Source organism: Actinotalea lenta, from assembly GCF_030586465.1.
Classification (GTDB): Bacteria; Actinomycetota; Actinomycetes; order Actinomycetales; family Cellulomonadaceae; genus Actinotalea; species Actinotalea lenta.
Window position 1 is genome coordinate 1740330 of sequence record NZ_JAUQYP010000001.1, and the last position, 15404, is coordinate 1755733.

General features: G+C 67.9%; 10 protein-coding genes and 1 tRNA gene. 5 read left to right on the forward strand and 6 right to left on the reverse strand.

Features of this window, described 5'->3' with window-relative positions:
- Positions 1 to 213 precede the first annotated feature (213 nt).
- The 3 genes from Q6348_RS08355 to Q6348_RS08365 all read right to left on the reverse strand — a co-directional run bounded on the left by Q6348_RS08355 (position 214) and on the right by Q6348_RS08365 (position 2967).
- A tRNA-Arg gene (locus tag Q6348_RS08355) sits at positions 214 to 286 on the reverse strand.
- Between the two features lie 178 nt (positions 287 to 464).
- Positions 465 to 1382, reverse strand: coding sequence for a tellurite resistance TerB family protein (locus tag Q6348_RS08360; protein ID WP_304600840.1), 918 nt, complete (start codon positions 1380 to 1382; stop codon positions 465 to 467).
- A 73-nt stretch (positions 1383 to 1455) separates the two neighbouring features.
- Positions 1456 to 2967, reverse strand: a complete 1512-nt coding sequence (locus Q6348_RS08365) for a hypothetical protein (protein ID WP_304600841.1) — start codon at positions 2965 to 2967, stop codon at positions 1456 to 1458.
- A 165-nt stretch (positions 2968 to 3132) separates the two neighbouring features.
- On the opposite strand from Q6348_RS08365, the gene Q6348_RS08370 reads away from it, so the two are divergent.
- Together Q6348_RS08370 and Q6348_RS08375 are read left to right on the forward strand one after the other, a co-directional pair.
- Positions 3133 to 4035 carry a site-specific integrase gene (locus tag Q6348_RS08370; protein WP_304600842.1) on the forward strand — a complete coding sequence of 301 codons (903 nt, stop codon included), beginning with the start codon at positions 3133 to 3135 and terminating at the stop codon, positions 4033 to 4035.
- A complete protein-coding gene (locus Q6348_RS08375; protein ID WP_304600843.1) occupies positions 4032 to 5498 on the forward strand; it encodes a hypothetical protein in 1467 nt (488 codons plus the stop codon). Before Q6348_RS08370 ends, Q6348_RS08375 begins: the two co-directional genes overlap by 4 nt.
- A gap of 25 nt (positions 5499 to 5523) precedes the next feature.
- On the opposite strand, the gene Q6348_RS08380 is transcribed toward Q6348_RS08375, so the two are convergent.
- From Q6348_RS08380 to Q6348_RS08390, 3 genes are read right to left on the reverse strand one after another with little or no spacing between them, the layout of a single operon-like run.
- Positions 5524 to 8673, reverse strand: coding sequence for a type I restriction endonuclease subunit R (locus Q6348_RS08380; RefSeq protein WP_304600844.1), 3150 nt, complete (start codon positions 8671 to 8673; stop codon positions 5524 to 5526).
- Complete coding sequence (locus Q6348_RS08385) at positions 8673 to 9920, reverse strand: restriction endonuclease subunit S domain-containing protein (protein ID WP_304600845.1); 1248 nt, start codon at positions 9918 to 9920, stop codon at positions 8673 to 8675. The genes Q6348_RS08380 and Q6348_RS08385 overlap by 1 nt, the downstream gene beginning before the upstream one ends.
- Positions 9917 to 11875: a type I restriction-modification system subunit M gene (locus Q6348_RS08390; RefSeq protein ID WP_350339652.1), complete on the reverse strand. Its 1959-nt coding sequence runs from the start codon at positions 11873 to 11875 to the stop codon at positions 9917 to 9919. The genes Q6348_RS08385 and Q6348_RS08390 overlap by 4 nt, the downstream gene beginning before the upstream one ends.
- Before the next feature lie 431 nt (positions 11876 to 12306).
- Between Q6348_RS08390 and Q6348_RS08395 the strand changes: the two genes are divergently transcribed.
- From Q6348_RS08395 to Q6348_RS08405, 3 genes are all read left to right on the forward strand, one after another.
- Complete coding sequence (locus tag Q6348_RS08395; protein WP_304600846.1) at positions 12307 to 13014, forward strand: hypothetical protein; 708 nt, start codon at positions 12307 to 12309, stop codon at positions 13012 to 13014.
- Positions 13015 to 14043: 1029 nt separating this feature from the next.
- A complete protein-coding gene (locus Q6348_RS08400) occupies positions 14044 to 14907 on the forward strand; it encodes an HNH endonuclease family protein (RefSeq protein WP_350339653.1) in 864 nt (287 codons plus the stop codon).
- Positions 14908 to 15054: 147 nt separating this feature from the next.
- Positions 15055 to 15315, forward strand: a complete 261-nt coding sequence (locus tag Q6348_RS08405; RefSeq protein ID WP_304600847.1) for a DUF3892 domain-containing protein — start codon at positions 15055 to 15057, stop codon at positions 15313 to 15315.
- Positions 15316 to 15404 lie beyond the last annotated feature (89 nt).

Below are 15404 nucleotides of genomic sequence, written 5' to 3' on the forward strand. Positions count from 1 at the left end.
TGCAAGTCAGGGAAGTCGCCTCTCGACCTCAGGCGCCCCGTCTACCGGGCGCCGTGGGCGACTCAGCAACCGTCACATGCGCGTCCCTCGGATGCCACCTGGGGTAACAAGTTAGGGCCTGACCTGCACCGATCCCCGGGCGTCGCGGGGCCGCATCAGGTCGCACCCTGAGGGTGGTGTGCCGGCGCGTGCCGGAGCGCTCGAACCGCTCGGCGCCCCCGGCAGGATTCGAACCTGCGACCAACGGATTAGAAGTCCGACGCTCTATCCACTGAGCTACGGGGGCGGGGGTTCCACCCTTTAGTCCACTGAACCCTCCACGGAACCCTCCACGGAAGTATCCCCTTCGGAGCGGTGAGTGGGACACCTCGCTTGCTGTGCCGAGGAGCCTAGCCCGGACAGCACGAGACCCCGGCCGCGCACGGCGACCGGGGTCTGGGCTCCTGACGCGAGTGGTGTTGGGGTCACGCTGCGCGGCTGAACTCCTGCAGCCTTGCGCGCAGCGCGTCCTTCGGGGCGTCGAGGCCCCGAATCTTGGCGGCGGCCTTCAGGCCGTGTACGCGCTTGGTCGTGGCGACGCGCCAGCGGACCACGCTCATGGGGGTGACCGAGCGGTGGTCGATCCCGACCTCCCGGTAGAGCCGGTTGAGGTTGCCGGATGCGCTGGCGCTGGCTGCGTGTCCGCCGGCTTGCTTGGTGCCGCGGTAGGCGATGGGCGTGGTCTTGGCGCCGGCGTGGCGGGTCATGTGGAGCGTGAGCGCGAATCTGAGGGGAACCCGCCCCCACAGCGGGATGTCGACCTTGCGCTTGGGAACGATGCCGTTGACGCCGGGGAGTTTGGCCTTGTTCGGAGACATCTCCGGGGTTAGCCGCTTGGGCGTGACGGTGGTCGCCTCGGAGGGGTTGGCACCTGCCTCGGTGAGTAGGTAGGTGATGGCGGGCTCGACTCGAGTGGCGGTTCGCATGAGGTGGGAGGTGTACACGCGCAGGACCAGCACCTCGTCGTCGGTCAGCGCCCGGCCGCGTCCGCCGGGGCGGGCGCCGCGGGCCGGGGCGAGTCGGGCGAGCAGGTCCCTGGGATCGACGTCGCCCAGGTCGGCCGCCAGTGCCACGATGGCGGCGAACACGTTCCGACAGCGGTGGGCCCTGTCGACGTCGGCCAGTTTGTGGAAGGCGCCGTCGGCCGGCACGCCGCTGGCCAGGGCGACGACCCTTGTGGTGAGCCGGAGCAGGTCGTCAACGTCCTTGGCCTCGACCACGTTCACTGCTGCAGTCACCCGTGCGATGGCGTCGTCGACTTGCAGGTCTTCGCACAGGTCCGCGGTCGAGATCGCCGATGCGGCGTCGACGATGTCTTCGAGCGTGAGGTTGGTGGGCTTCATAGTGGGCTCCGGGTTCTAGTTCGGTACGTGTGCCCGAGCAATCGGCGTCCGAATCCACTGGGCCGTCGGGTGCCTAGATCTGGCGGGTGATCCGGTAGTAGGAGATCGCGTTGCGCAGCAGGCAGGCCCACAGGTGCTCGATCAGTTGGGCGTCTCCGTCCAGACGTGTCGCACGGCCGCGGTTTGCGGTGGTGCCCGTCCGCGCTTTGAACCACGCGTGCAGGCTCTCGGTGGAGTTGCGGTCGCCATGGACCTCGGCGAATCGCTCGAGGCTTCGGGGGACGGGACGCAGGGCGGCGATCGCCTTGTCGTGCTTGCGCTGAGGGGCCTCCTCCAGGGGGTCCCAGACGGTGGTGAACTCGTGGCAGCGACCGTGGCTGCCGCATTCGAGGCGCCAACGCGTCTCCAGCGCCCAGGCCGTGCCGCGGTTGAGCCGTCGGGAAGTGATGGGCTTGACCTGCCGGAACTTGAAGAGGCCGGGCACGTCTGGGATCTGGATCGTGTCCCACAGGCCGCCGTCATCGACGTGCAGGTCATGCCAGCAGTCGGTGCCGGGCACCGGACCGAACTCGACATGCTTGCTCAAGACGACTTCGGCCCGACCTCCGGTGCGTGGGTACACCGAGATCCCGACGGGCAGCATCCCCTTGTAGTACATCTCGCGAGCCTTGTCCGCGGACACGAGCCTGGTGGCATCGCTCTTGTCGTCCTTGGTGGCACCGCTCTTGTTGCCGGGACGGGCGACGTCCTTGTTGATCACGAGCAGGCCGTGGTCACGCAGCAGATGGCCGATCTTCTTGCCGCTGATCGCCCGGTCCCACACCACGATGTGGGCGCGCGTGCCCAGTGCCCGACGCACCTCGGCCAGCAGCGTCAGCGCCTCGTTGACCTCGCCGCCCATGGACTGGTCGACGGCCAGCACGAGGGAGCGTGCTCCGATCTTTGTGGAGACCGTGACGTGGTTGATGCCTCGTGAGGACTTTCCGTCCTGGGAGGCATCGGTCGACTTGGTCTGGAACCGTGGCGGGCGGACCTTCGCCCGGGTGTTGAAGTACCTGTAGACCTTTTCGTCTTCGTCGGGGTTCACGCACTCGCGCCGCACCTCGGAGTACGTGCGATAGAACGTCCCGTCTCCGAGCAGGAGGTGGTGCTTGTCGGGATGGGCGTAGTCCGGCTCGCCGTCGGTGAACAGGCCGAAGCCGGTCGCGACCTGCAGCGAGGTGTTCATGAACGCCGTCCGCAGTTCCTGAGAGGCCTCGGGCGTGGCCAGGCTCTGCAGGAGCCGGTCCATGACGCGGGCCGTGGGCGGGACGCTCGGAAGTGAGACGTCGCTACCGACCGCGGCGCGGTACCACTTGCAGACCTTGGGCCACAGCCCGCCGCGCAGTTCGGTCAGGGCGGCGTTCTGGCTGCCGTACACGCGGGCCAGGGCCGCGACCGCGATCAGCAAGTCGCGTGGGTACGCGCTGGGCCGCCCGGAGGTGGGGACGGCGCCGGCCAGGCCGTACAACGCCGGGTAGGTCAGCAGCGCCTTGACCTCTTCACGCTTGGTCAGTTGCCGCTCCTTTACCCGTGCCTTGCCCATCGTTCCTCCTAGGCGGCGCGCAGGACGGTCCTGCGTCGCGGCGGCAAGGGGATCGGCGCCCCGATCCGGTCGCACGCCCGGCGGCGTTCTGCCCGGGGTGAGGGAGCGTTCTGCCTGTTCACGGGCATCTTCAAACCGGCGCGCTGGCGGCCTAGGGTCGGCGCCATGAGCGAGTCCGGCTCCCAGCCGGCCGTCGTCGCCCAGGTCACGCAGGTCATGGACGCCTGGCGCGAGACCGGTGCGTTCTCCGAGCAGACCCTCGCGCGCACCGGGGAGACGCTGAGCCGGTTCGCGCTGCGGCTGACCGCGCAGGGGCTGACCAGCCTCGAGCAGGTTCAGCCGGTCCACTGCGCCGGGTTCGTCGACGCGCACACCCGCCACGGTCGGCCACCGGAACTAGCGACTCGCCACGCGCGGCGCACAGCCCTGCGAATGCTGTTCCGGGAACTGCGCTCGCGCGGCTACGACGTCGGTGACCCCACGCTGGACCTGGCGCTGCCGGCCCGCAGCACCCGCGCGGCTCGCCCGCTGACCGACGAGGAGATCGCCCTGGCACGGGCCGCCACTCGGCTGGGCGCCACAGGGACATCACTGCACCGCGCCGTGGCGTGGGCGCTGGCCGAGGCCACCGCGGTGACCAGCGAGATCTCCCAGGTGCGGCTAAGCGACCTGGACGACCCGCGCGAGCCGCGCTGGGTCACCCTGGCCGGGGCCCGCAGGGCCGACCCACGCCTGGGCGAGTTGACACCGTGGGGCACCGCGATCATCGCGCGCCACGCGTCGTTGTTACGCCAGGCCGGTCTGCCGGGCTCGACGCTGCTGACCTACCGCGGGTCCCACAACCCCGGTCAGGCCGCGGCCCAGGCTGCGGTGTGCAACGCGATCACCCACACGTTGCACGCCACCGGACTGGCCGCCGAGCCCGACGTGCGCCCGGCCTCGGTCCGCAACTGGGCCGGGCGGCGCCTGTACGAGGGCGGTATGCCCGTGGAGCACGTCGCCAGACGCATGGGGCTGCGCTCCCTGGACGCGACGGCCGAGGACATCGCCCTGGAGTGGCGACCATGACCCCATCCATCCGGTTCGCCGGAACCAGCGAACGCCTGCGCGCCGTCCTGACCTACCCCGCGATCTACCAGATCGGCGCCGAACTGGACCAGCGCTCCCTGATCGGACGCCCCCGCCTACACCCCCCGTACGTCCTGCTGATCTTCGCCTCCCTCGCGCGGATCACCCGCTCGACCGTGCGCACCGAGACCGACCTGGCTGTCCCGGGCGCCTGGGACCAGATCCGCGAGCAGATGCTGGCCACCATCGCCGAACACCGGCTCGACGTGCCGGCACCACCCACCACCCCGCCGGCATGGCACCACTGGCGACGCCTGCGCGACGAACACCTGTGCGACGACGCCGCCCTGGCCCAGATCCGTCGCCTGCACCTGCCCCTGGCCCTCGACCTCGCCCACGACCTGGGGCTCCTGCGGACCGACGGCCCCGGCTCCCTGACCCACCCGGACCGGACCCGCGCCGTATACGGCGACGGCACCATCGTGCGGCCCATCTACGCCCCACCACGCGCCGTGCGCCTGGACCAGCCCACCGGCACCACCCTCTGGTACCCCGACCGGACCGGGCGACTGCGCGAGCGACCGAGCCAGCGCTACGACCCCGACATCGCCGAACACCACGGCCACAGCGGCCCGGTCCACGGCCACGGGTACGTCGCCTTCCACGCCCGCGGCCCCCACGTCTACCAGCGCGTCGTGCTGACCATCGACCACATCGACCGACCCGGCCAGGAAGCCAACACCGCCGTGCGACTTGTCGGGGAACTACGCGCCGCGGCCGGAGACGGCATCCAGGTCGTCGTCTACGACGGCGCCCTGCGCGGAACCCACATCGACAAGATCCAGACCCGGGACGGCTACGTCGTGCTGGCCAAGCAACCCGAGTACACCGACGCCGCCCAGGCTCCCGCAGCGGTACGAACCGACCAAGGACGCCGCGCACCCTCCCTGCCCCTTGGCCTGGCCACCCACACCACGGCCGCGGGGCCCTGCAGCCACACCCTCGCCGCCGTCAAAGGCCGCGTGAGCCTCCTGGATCTGGACGACGCCGGCGACCCCGTCGTCGTGGCAACCCTCACCCGCGGGGCGGTCAAGCGCTCCCGGCGCAAGGACGGCACCCACCACTTCAACGTCGGCTACCGCATCCCCTGCCCCGCCGGAGACTTCACCACCTGGCTATCCCCCCACCCCACCGGCCCAGGCGACCCACGCCCAGAGCAACTGCGCATCCTGGCCGACGACGACCCCGACGCCATGGTCATCCGCGGCATCCGCTCCGACGCCGAGTCCAACCACGCCCAGTTCAAACGCACCCTGATCACCGAACGCGCCATGAGCCTGGGATGGCGACGCGGCCTGATCGACTACTACGCCTTCGCCTGGTACTCCAACGCCCTCACCCACCACCGCGCCAACGAACTGGCTGCTGTCGAACAGCGCCGCCACGGTCGCGCCGGCGGATGACGCCGGGATTTTGCGGAGGGCCGTGTCACTCCTGGGGCAGAGGTTGATCGGACTCGTGGACCGCGACGAAGAGCATCCTGCCGATCGACGCGATGATCTTGTCCTGGGGCAGTCCGCTGTCGACCATGAACTCGGTGAACTTGTCGTGGACGTCGTTGTTCGAGAGCAGTGTCTGGAGGATCGCGGCTTGCAGGTTGGGTGAGTCGACGAACTGGTCGACACTGTTGGACTTGGCCTGCTCGATGAGGGCTTGGTTCTCGCTGAGCGCGCCTAGCAGCATCGCCACGATGCCCCGGGTCTGGGAGGGCTGGAAGTCGGCTCCGAACAGGGCGTTGATGTTGTCGATGACGTCCTGCATCGCAACCATGATCTTCTCGCGTGCTGATGCGGTGCCGGCTTCGGTGAAGCCGTGGAGGGGGTCGATGTCGCCCTTGCCGAGGCTGATGTCGACCCTTGCGCTCTTGGTGTGTTTGACCGCGAGTTCCATGCCGGTCAGGTCGATGCTCTGGCGCTGTGCGTCTTCGGCGATGACCTGGGCGAGCATCCGAAGGTAGATCGCGAGGGCTTCGAGGTAGGGGTCGGCGTAGTCGAACACCTGGCTCATGAAGTCGTATACGCGCACGTAGGTGCCGGTGTCGCGCCGGAAGACGTCGCAGGCGTCGACTTCCTGCTGGTTGCCGGCCAGGACGGCGGCGTCGCGGCGTCGGAAGAACTCGTCGCGCGCGGGCTTCACGATCCCGGACAGGACGTTGTTGCCTTTGCCCGCCAGGTAGGCCTCGGCGGCGGCGTTGACGTCGGAGGTAGCGAAGATGCCGGCGTGTTCGAGTTTCTGGGCGATCTTCAACACGATCATCGGGTCGGTGCCCTGCTCGAGGTACGCGTCCTCGTAGTACGGCTCGAACGCCTTGCGGATGTCCTCGGGGTCGTTGACGAAGTCCAGCACGAAGGTCTTGGTCTTGGGCTCGCCGTTTGGGGTCCGGTAGGTCCGGTTCAACCTGGACAGCGTCTGCACGGCCATCACACCCGACAGACGCTTGTTGACGTACATGGCCGACAGCAGCGGCTGGTCGAACCCTGTCTGGAACTTGTTGGCGACGATCATCACTTGATAGGTCGGCCCGGCGAACGCATCGGCAAGGTTTGACCCGACGGTGGCGGGGTTCATCGAGGCCTCCGTGAACGGCTCCGGTGAGACCTCCTCGTCGAGGACCTTTCCGGAGAACGCCACCAGGGTCTTCAGGGCGTAGTTCCTGGTGGTGATGTAGTCGTCCATCGCGGTCTTGAAGCGCACCGCTTCCTTGCGCGAGCCGGTGACGACCATGGCCTTGGCGTAGCCGCCGAGGAGCGGGGCGACGTTCTTGTTGAAGTGCTCGACGATGATCTTCACCTTGCCGCCGATGTTCGTCGGGTGCAGGTGCACCCACTGGAGCATCTGGATCGTGGCCTGCTGCTTGTCGACCACGAGATCCTGCTCACTAGCCTCGTGGGAGATGCGGAAGGCGGTGTCATAGGTCTGGTAGCCGCGCAGCACGTCGAGGATGAAACCCTCGTCGATGGCCTGCTTCATCGTGTACAGGTGGAACGCCCGGCGCCCGCCGCCCTCGGTGGCGGTGCCGAACATCTCCAGGGTCTTGGCCTTCGGGGTCGCGGTGAACGCCAGGAACGAGATGTTCGGGGTGTTCGCCTTCGCGTTTACGAGCCCAGCGAGCACGTCCTGTGTCTCGAAGTCCTCGCTCTCGCCCTCCTCGGCTTCTTCGTGCTCGATCTTGGCGGCGGACAGGATCTGGCGCAGGGTTCCTGCGGCAGCACCGGACTGGGATGAGTGCGCCTCGTCAGCGATGACCGCGAAGTTCTTGCCCGCGAACGTCCCCAAGTCGGACATCACGTCCAACACGTACGGGAAGGTCTGCATCGTTACGACGATGATGTGCTTGGGGCTGTTCAGCGCCTCGTCGAGCGCCTTGGACTTCGACCCGGCAGCACGGACTGTCTTCTCGTCGATCGTCACCACCGGTGAGTCCGCGTCCTTGTCGCCGCGGAACGAAGGGTCGATCTGCCGCACGGCGGCCTGCAACTGGTCGTCCAGCACCGTCCGGTCGGTCACGACGATGACCTTGTCGAACACCTTGGTGTCGTTCGCGTCGAACAGGCGCGACAACTGGTGTGCGGTCCACGCGATGGTGTTGGTCTTGCCCGACCCGGCCGAGTGCTGAATCAGGTAGCGACGTCCCGGACCGTACTCGCGCACATCGGCGACGGTCTTCGTCACCGCGTCCCACTGGTGGTAGCGCGGGAACAGCAGGGTGCGCTTCGCCGAGGACGTGCCGCTGATGGGGTCGTGCACGGTCTTGATCTCGAGATGGCAGAACTTGCCGATGATGTCCAGGAACGTTCCCCGCTCGAGCACTTCGGTCCACAGGTACGCGGTGGCGGACTCGCCTTCCCGCGGAGGGTTGCCCTTGCCGTGGCCGTGGCCCTTGTTGAACGGCAGGAAGTGGGTCTTGTCGCCGGCCAACTGGGTGGTCATGTAGACCTCCTCGTTGGACACCGCGAAGTGCACGAGCGCCCGGGTGGCGAACCCCAGGAGCGGGTGCGCGTGGCCGTTCTCCACTGGAAGGCGGGTGGTCTTGTACTGGGTGATTGCGTCGCCGACGGACTGCTTGAAGTCGGTCTTCAACTCCGCGGTCGCCACCGGCAGGCCGTTGATGAAGAAAACCAGGTCAATCGACCGCTCGTCACCCGGGACCGACGAGTAGTGCACCTGCCGCATCACACGCAGCCGCACGGCCTCGAACGCTGCTGTCACCTTCGGGTTCAGAGAGTTGTTGGGGCGGAACTGGCACAGCGAGATTGGCTTCGGCGACCCCAGCACCCGCAGCGGCCTGCGCAGCAGCGACAACATCCCGCCGCCCTGGTCGACGTCCGTGTCCAGGAAGTTGACAACCTGATCCAGCAGCCGGTCGACCTGCTTGTCGTGCTCCGGCGCCCCTGGGGCAGCCTTGACGGCCTTGGCCCATGCCTCCGGCTGCGTCTCCTGCAACCATGCGGTCAGGTCAGTCGGGAACAGGGCCCGCTTCGCGTCGTAGCCGTCGTCGTTCGGCGAGTACAGCCACCCGTGCGCAGCGAGGTGGGCGCAGAACTCGTCCTCGAACGACTTCTCGCTGTCCTTGGCCATCAGGCCATCACCTCCCGGGTCGCAGTCCGAACGTCGATCTGGCCCGTCACGGCCGCCGTGATCAACGCCGCGCGACGCTCCTGCGCCAGGGCGATGTGCTCGCGAGCCCTAGTGACGAGGGCGTCGATCTGAGCGGTCTCAGAGTCGAGGCGGTCGACTACCGCGATCTGCTCCGACGCTGGGATCAACGGCACTGGTAGGGCGCGTATGCGTGACACGTTGATGCGCCGGAACGTACTGCCAACCATCGCCGACTCGATCGCGAACTTGGTCGGGGAAGACTGGAGTCCGTAGCGAACGAACCTGGTGAGGATCGACCTGCTCGGCCGGATGAGGACGGTCTCTTGCCCGACCGCGAAGGGCTCGACCTCGGCGGGAACCTCCGACGCCAGCCCTACCGAAACGTTGCGAATGAAGAGAAGGTCGCCGGCCTGCGGTGCACGGTCACCGAACGTAAGGAGTCGGAAGAACTCTGCGGTCGTCCGAGGGGCCTGAGAGAGATCGACCTCGGGGCCCTGACACTGCCCGATGCTTGCGACTGGATAACCGGAGTCGTCATCAACGAACTCGGCCGTCACGTGCGCGCAGTCGATGACGTCTGCAAGATGCCCGAGCCGGGTCAGGCTCTGGCCGTCGCGCTGGACAACGTGCGTAATCGCCGCAACCCGCCGCTCGTCGAGCAGTCCGATCATCTCGTTCTGCTTCGCGATGAGGGCGTCGATCTTCGCGGTCTGCTCGTCGAGGTAGTCCGCGATCGCGCGCTGCTCGTCAAGCGTTGGGACCCAAATGGGCACCGCGCGCATGACTGAGAACGGGACCTCCGTCGTTCGGACATTCGCTTTTGGCCCCGCGCCGATCCCTCGCTCGCGCGCAACCAGTTCGCCGATGAACCAGTCTGATTTCATCAGCATCGTCACGAATCGGGGGTCGCTGTCGGCGAACGCTCGCATGACCTCGTAGTGGTACGTCACGAGTCCGTCTTCTTGAGCGACGCCTACCGCGCCCGCGCCAATGCTCATCTTGTTGAATACAATGTCGTGCTTTCGGCAGACTTTGTACGCATCGAGGCTGTCCGCGCGGGGCGGTGCATCGGAGATCTCGCTCCGGCGCACTACGCCCCGGGTCTGTGATACCGATAAGAGCGGCAGATCGACGCCGGGGAGGCGAACGTCAGTTCTCGCGACGAGGTGACCGAACCGCCCGTTGGCGGCCGCCCGACTGCCCCACCGCGGGGCCGTGCCCGTCACGCTTCGACCTCGCGCAGCATCTCGATGATCTCGGCAGCGACCTTCTCGAGGTCGGCGTCGATCTCGGCCAGTGGTCGCGGCGGGACGTAGGTGTAGAAGTGGCGGGTGAAGGGGATCTCGTAGCCGACCTTGGTCTTGTCGTGGTCGACCCATGCGCCGGGCACGTGCGGAAGGACCTCGGTCTTCATGTAGGCGTCGATGACTGCCTTGCGGGTGCCGTTGGCCTGGGCGTGCTTGTCGGTGCCGTTCCATCCGAATGGGATGTTCTCGGTGTCGCGCATCTTCGTGTCCGGCTCGATGGCTCCCCTGCGGTCGCGGCAGATCTCGGCGGTGTTGTCCCGCTCGCCCAGGAGGTCCTGCAGCGCCTTGTTCTGGGCCGCGGGGAACTTCAGCCCACGCGCATCCCCCTCGTGCTTGACCGCGGCGAGGAACGTGTCACGAGAGGTGTAGCGGGTGCCCTTGACCGCGCGAAGCGTGTCGGCGAGGGCGTCCGCATCGAGGCCCTTGAACTTCTTGTCCGCGACGACGGTCTCGACCTGCTCGTCGGTCACGTCGAACGCGAGCCGCAGGGGCCGTTCGACGGTGATGGTCCAGTAGCCGAAGTCCTGGTTGTCGAAGATCTTCGAGATGTCCGTGTCGGCGAAGGCTGCGTAGGTCTGGAGGATGGTGGCGCGGTCGGCGTCGGTGACTTCGACCCGCTTGGAGCCGAGCCCCTTGCGCATCTTGGTGCCGTAGCCGGTCGCGTCGATCAACTGGACTTTGCCGCGCCGCTCATCGGCCTTGGTGTTGTCCAGCACCCAGATGTAGGTCGAGATGCCGGTGTTGAAGAACATGTCGGTCGGCAATGCGACGATCGCCTCGACCATGTCGGACTCGAGCAGCCAGCGACGGATCTCCGACGGCCCGGACTCGGCACCGCCGGTAAACAGCGGGGAGCCGTTGAGGACCACGCCGACACGTCCGCCGCCGGTGCCGTCCATCTTCGCCGGGCGCATCTTGGACGCCATGTGGCACAGGAACAGCATCTGTCCGTCCGACACCGACGGGAGACCGTGCGAGAAGCGTCCTTGGGCGCCCTTGGCGGCCTCGTCGCGGACGGCCTTCTCGGACTTCTTCCAGTCCACGCCGTAGGGCGGGTTGGCGAGGACGAAGTCGAAGGTGCGGCCCTGGTGCTGGTCGTTGGCCAGGGTGTCGCCCCACTTGATGTTGTCGGCGTCGTGGCCCTTCATCAGCAGGTCGGACTTGCAGATCGCGTAGGACTCGGGGTTCAACTCTTGCCCGTACAAGGTCAGGGCGGCGTTGGGGTTTTGGGCGTGGATGTGCTCCTCGGCCAGCGACAGCATGCCGCCCGTTCCCGCGGCGGGGTCGTAGATGGTGCGCACGGGCACGCCCTCGGCACCGAGTTTGTCGTCCTCCGCGATCGCCAGGTCGACCACGAGGCGTACCGCGTCGCGCGGGGTGTAGAACTCGCCGGCGGTTTCGTTGGACGCCTCGGAGAACCGGCGGATCAGGTCCTCGAACAGGTCGCCCATTTCGGAGTTGGACAGCGCATCGGGGTGCAGGTCCACCTCGGCGAAGCGGGAAGCGACGGCGTAGAGGATGTTCGCCTCGTCGAGTTCAGCGATCGAGTCGGCAAACTTGAACCTCTTGAACACGTCGATGTTGTCCGAGAAGCCCTCGACGTAGGCCAGTGTGTTCTCCGCCAGCGCGTCCGGATCCTCCATGAGGGAGGCGAAACTGTGGGGCGAGGAGTTGAACAGCCACAGGCGGGTTTGCTTGTGAGCCTCCATCAGTGCCAGGCGCGCAGCGAGGCGTCGTTCAGCGATGCTCTGCATCGCCGGGCGGTGGGGCTCCATGATGCAGTCCAGACGTCGCAGCACCGTGAAGGGCAAGATGATCGAGCCGTACTGGTGGGGCTTGAAGACGCCGCGCAACTGGTCCGCGATGGTCCACACGAACGCGGACATATTGGTCGTGCCCACTGTCACTTCCGTTCTGCCGTGAGTCGGTCGCTGCGATGCGTCCGGGCCGAGTCTATGGAGGATGCCTCGCGGTTCGTGCCGGAGCGTGAGGCGAGATGCCCTCTCACCCGCGCTTCCGCCCGCGACCGAGCGTGCGAACCGCTAATCCGAGGGCGCCCTGCGCCGAACTGTGGGTGTGGGCGTCGACGAGTACCTGTGCCACCGCGTGACCGCCGAGGTCCATGTCAGGGCCGACCTGGAGCGGTCGCGAGGCTGTGATCGACGCCTCCACAGCATGCTGGGAGCGTGGACGAGATGACCGCGCTGCTTCAGGAGCAGAAGCACTGCGTGGTCGTGGGCCAGTGATGACCTCAGACCCCCAAAGTGCCGGGGGCATCCACGCCCCGGCTGGTACACGGGCACCTATGGCACAGCCCGCCACCGACGAAGCCCGCACGCCAGGCGTGTGGGAAGACGCCGCGGCCCTGGCGTGGGCTGAACTGGAGCGGCTCAACGTCGCCGACCCGAAGGCGCTGACCGGGGAGCGGCTGGCTGCCCTCGATCACATGGACGTGTCTGGGCCCGGCAGGCGGCTGATGGCCAACCGCGCTCAGGCGGTGCTGACGCGTGAACCGGGCGGTCCGTTGATCGGCTACCTCACCGACGACGACTTCGACCGGGCGGCGCATGAGCCCGGCGTCAACCCAGCCGACCTGGCTGCGCGTTTCCACCTTCGGCCGGAAGCCGCCCGGGCGGCGGTGGCCGACCCGAGCGACGTGGCGTATCCGCATTCGGTGAGCGTGTTCAGGGACGGGCGGGTGGTCGCCGCGGTGTACTCGTTCGATCCAGACGAGCCGGTGGACACGGACGCGCTGGACAGCGCGCGGGCGCTGACCGGGCGCGTGAACACTCTTGTGCTCTGCCCGTTCACTGCCGCGCCGGCGATCGACGCGCCCGTGTTGGTCGGCTGGGATGTGTGGCCCGCCATCTTCGGGGTGCAGTTCGGCGAGCGCGCGCACGCGGGCCTTCGCGCCTCGCTCGTGCGCGTGTGCGCCAACCAGGTGCTCGGACAGGTTCTACCGCGGGACGAGTACGTCTATGACGCGCAGCAGCGCGGTTATCGGCGCCGCTGAGGGGCCGTCGCCCACCCGACCGGGTGAGCAGCCAGTAGGTGGGCGTGCACGTCGAGAGCGGTGGGCGTGAAGACGTCGTACGCACCGTCACGGGCCCGCTCGTGGCCGCCCGCCGTACGTTCCGGACGAGACTCACCGGAGGTGCAAGCGCCGCTGAGCGCATCGCGGCTCACATGACCGGGTGAGCAGCCCGGGACGCCTCGCGGGTGCTCTCGTCTCGAACCCGCGCACACGCTCACGCAACCTCGAGCGCCCGTCCCTCGGCGTGCCAGGCTCGGAGCGCACTCCCGCCGAGGACAACACGGACTCCTAAAGCGCCGACACCCAGGGGCGCTATGGTCCGGCCATGATCTGGGATGCCCTCTCGGCGGTGGCCACGGGCGGGGCTGCGGTGACGGCTCTGGCGATCTGGCGCTGTGACATTCGACGTGCGCAGCGAGCGCGTGCTGGGCGCCTCACGGTGAGGTTGGAGACCCATCGGGGCGAGACACGACTCGTGGTTCGCAACGGTGCGGACGCTCCGGCCTACAACATCAACGTGCGCCATCCCGCCGGTGCTGCGGAGCCACGCCACATCAGCCTCCTGCCTCCAGGACGGAAGCACTCCGAGTCGGCGCCCGAGGAGTTCCTCCCGCCGTCGGCTCTTGACAGCGCCGCCCTCGACACCTGGTTCACGATGGACGAGCGACGATGGCACATCAGCCCTACTGGGAGCCTTGCTGGTGGTCACCGAGACGCCCCCAACCGTCCAGACCCGCCACCGCCCGCAACGCCAGTGATGAAGTAGCCCACGACGGGTGCGGCGGGCGATACGGTGCGCCCGTGAGGTGGCAAAGCAGGGGGCGACGGGCGGCGTACATAACGGTTGCCGCGGGCCTCGCACTCGCGGCAGGTGGATGCACCCCGGTTGCCGCAGGGAAGTCATCCGCGACGACACCGACGACCGTCTCGCAGTCGCCCGCTACGACGGCGCCGACCGCCACCGCGGAGCCCTCGAGCGCGTCGCCGACCGTCGATACGGCCGCGGCGGTGGAGTCTGCGGCGCCCGAGACCGCGTTGGCGGCGGTGGGCGAGTTGGTGGTCAAGGGTCGCGCACCCAAGACGGGGTACGACCGTGACCTGTTCGGGTCCGGGTGGGGCGATACGGACCACAACGGGTGCGACACCCGCAACGACATCCTGGCCAGGGACCTGACGGGCACGACGTTCAAGGCCGGCACCCACGACTGCGTGGTGCTGACCGGGACCTTGGCGGACCCGTACTCCGGTAAGACGATCAACTTCGTGCGCGGCGAAGGCACCTCGACCGCGGTGCAGATCGACCACGTGGTGGCCTTGTCGGACGCCTGGCAGAAGGGCGCCCAGCAGTGGGAGGCCACCAAGCGGGTGGCGTTCGCGAACGACCCGATGAACCTGCTGGCCGTGGACGGCCCGTTGAACGCGCAGAAGGGCGACGGGGACACCGCGACGTGGCTGCCGCCGAACAAGGCGTTCCGCTGCCAGTACGTGGCCCGCCAGGTCGGGGTGAAGGCCACCTACGGGGTGTGGGTCACCGTGGCCGAACGCGACGCCATGGTCCGGGTGCTGTCCACGTGCCCCAACGAGCCGCTACCTCCAGGAGCAGGCGCGGCGCCGTCTGCGAGCCCGACATCGACCCCGACACCGGAGACCACCCCCGCGCCACCGCCGCCCCCGGCTCCCGCGCCACCGGCACCACCGGCACCTGCGCCAGAGCCTGCGCCGGCGTGCGACCCCTCCTACCCAGACGTGTGCATCCCGCCCTACCCGCCGGACCTGAACTGCAAGGACGTCCCCTACAAGCGGTTCAAGGTCGTCGGCAGCGACCCGCACGGCTTCGACCGCGACCACGACGGCATCGGCTGCGAGAGTTAGCCCCGAGAACATACCGACTGCGGAAGGCGGCATGGGGACACTCGTCACTCCGTCGGACTTCACCCGTGAGCGCGCCCGTCAAGCGCCTTGAAGGGTGTGGACTTGAGTGGCTAGTTCGACTCAACGACGAGACGAGGGGGCAGCAGCATGGCTGACCGACGCGTGACGAACACCCACAAGGACGACCAGGGCGACATCATGGCCCTGTGCGCCCCGGGGGCCGCCTGGTCGCCTCGGGGCAAGGGCGATGCCATCCGGGACATCGATAGCGGGGTGCACACGTACTACGTGCAGTGGACCGACAAGCGCACCGAGATCACCGTGGTGAACGGGCCAACAGGCAAGTACCTGCGAACCGACTGGGACAACACGAGCAGGAACAATTTGGACGACCTGCCGGACTGCTGAGGTGCGCCCGCAGGCCCGGCCAGAGCAGGGGCTCTGGTCGGGCCTGCGGGTGTGAGGTCAGAGGTTCTGCGTGAGGGCGTTGATGCCCC

Excerpts from the sequence above, each read along its gene's own strand:
- Q6348_RS08360 (WP_304600840.1), bottom strand. The coding sequence starts at position 1,382 with ATGAAGCCCACCAACCTCACGCTCGAAGACATCGTCGACGCCGCATCG.
- Q6348_RS08365 (WP_304600841.1), bottom strand. The coding sequence starts at position 2,967 with ATGGGCAAGGCACGGGTAAAGGAGCGGCAACTGACCAAGCGTGAAGAG.
- Q6348_RS08370 (WP_304600842.1), top strand. The coding sequence starts at position 3,133 with ATGAGCGAGTCCGGCTCCCAGCCGGCCGTCGTCGCCCAGGTCACGCAG.
- Q6348_RS08375 (WP_304600843.1), top strand. The coding sequence starts at position 4,032 with ATGACCCCATCCATCCGGTTCGCCGGAACCAGCGAACGCCTGCGCGCC.
- Q6348_RS08380 (WP_304600844.1), bottom strand. The coding sequence starts at position 8,673 with ATGGCCAAGGACAGCGAGAAGTCGTTCGAGGACGAGTTCTGCGCCCAC.
- Q6348_RS08395 (WP_304600846.1), top strand. The coding sequence starts at position 12,307 with ATGGCACAGCCCGCCACCGACGAAGCCCGCACGCCAGGCGTGTGGGAA.
- Q6348_RS08405 (WP_304600847.1), top strand. The coding sequence starts at position 15,055 with ATGGCTGACCGACGCGTGACGAACACCCACAAGGACGACCAGGGCGAC.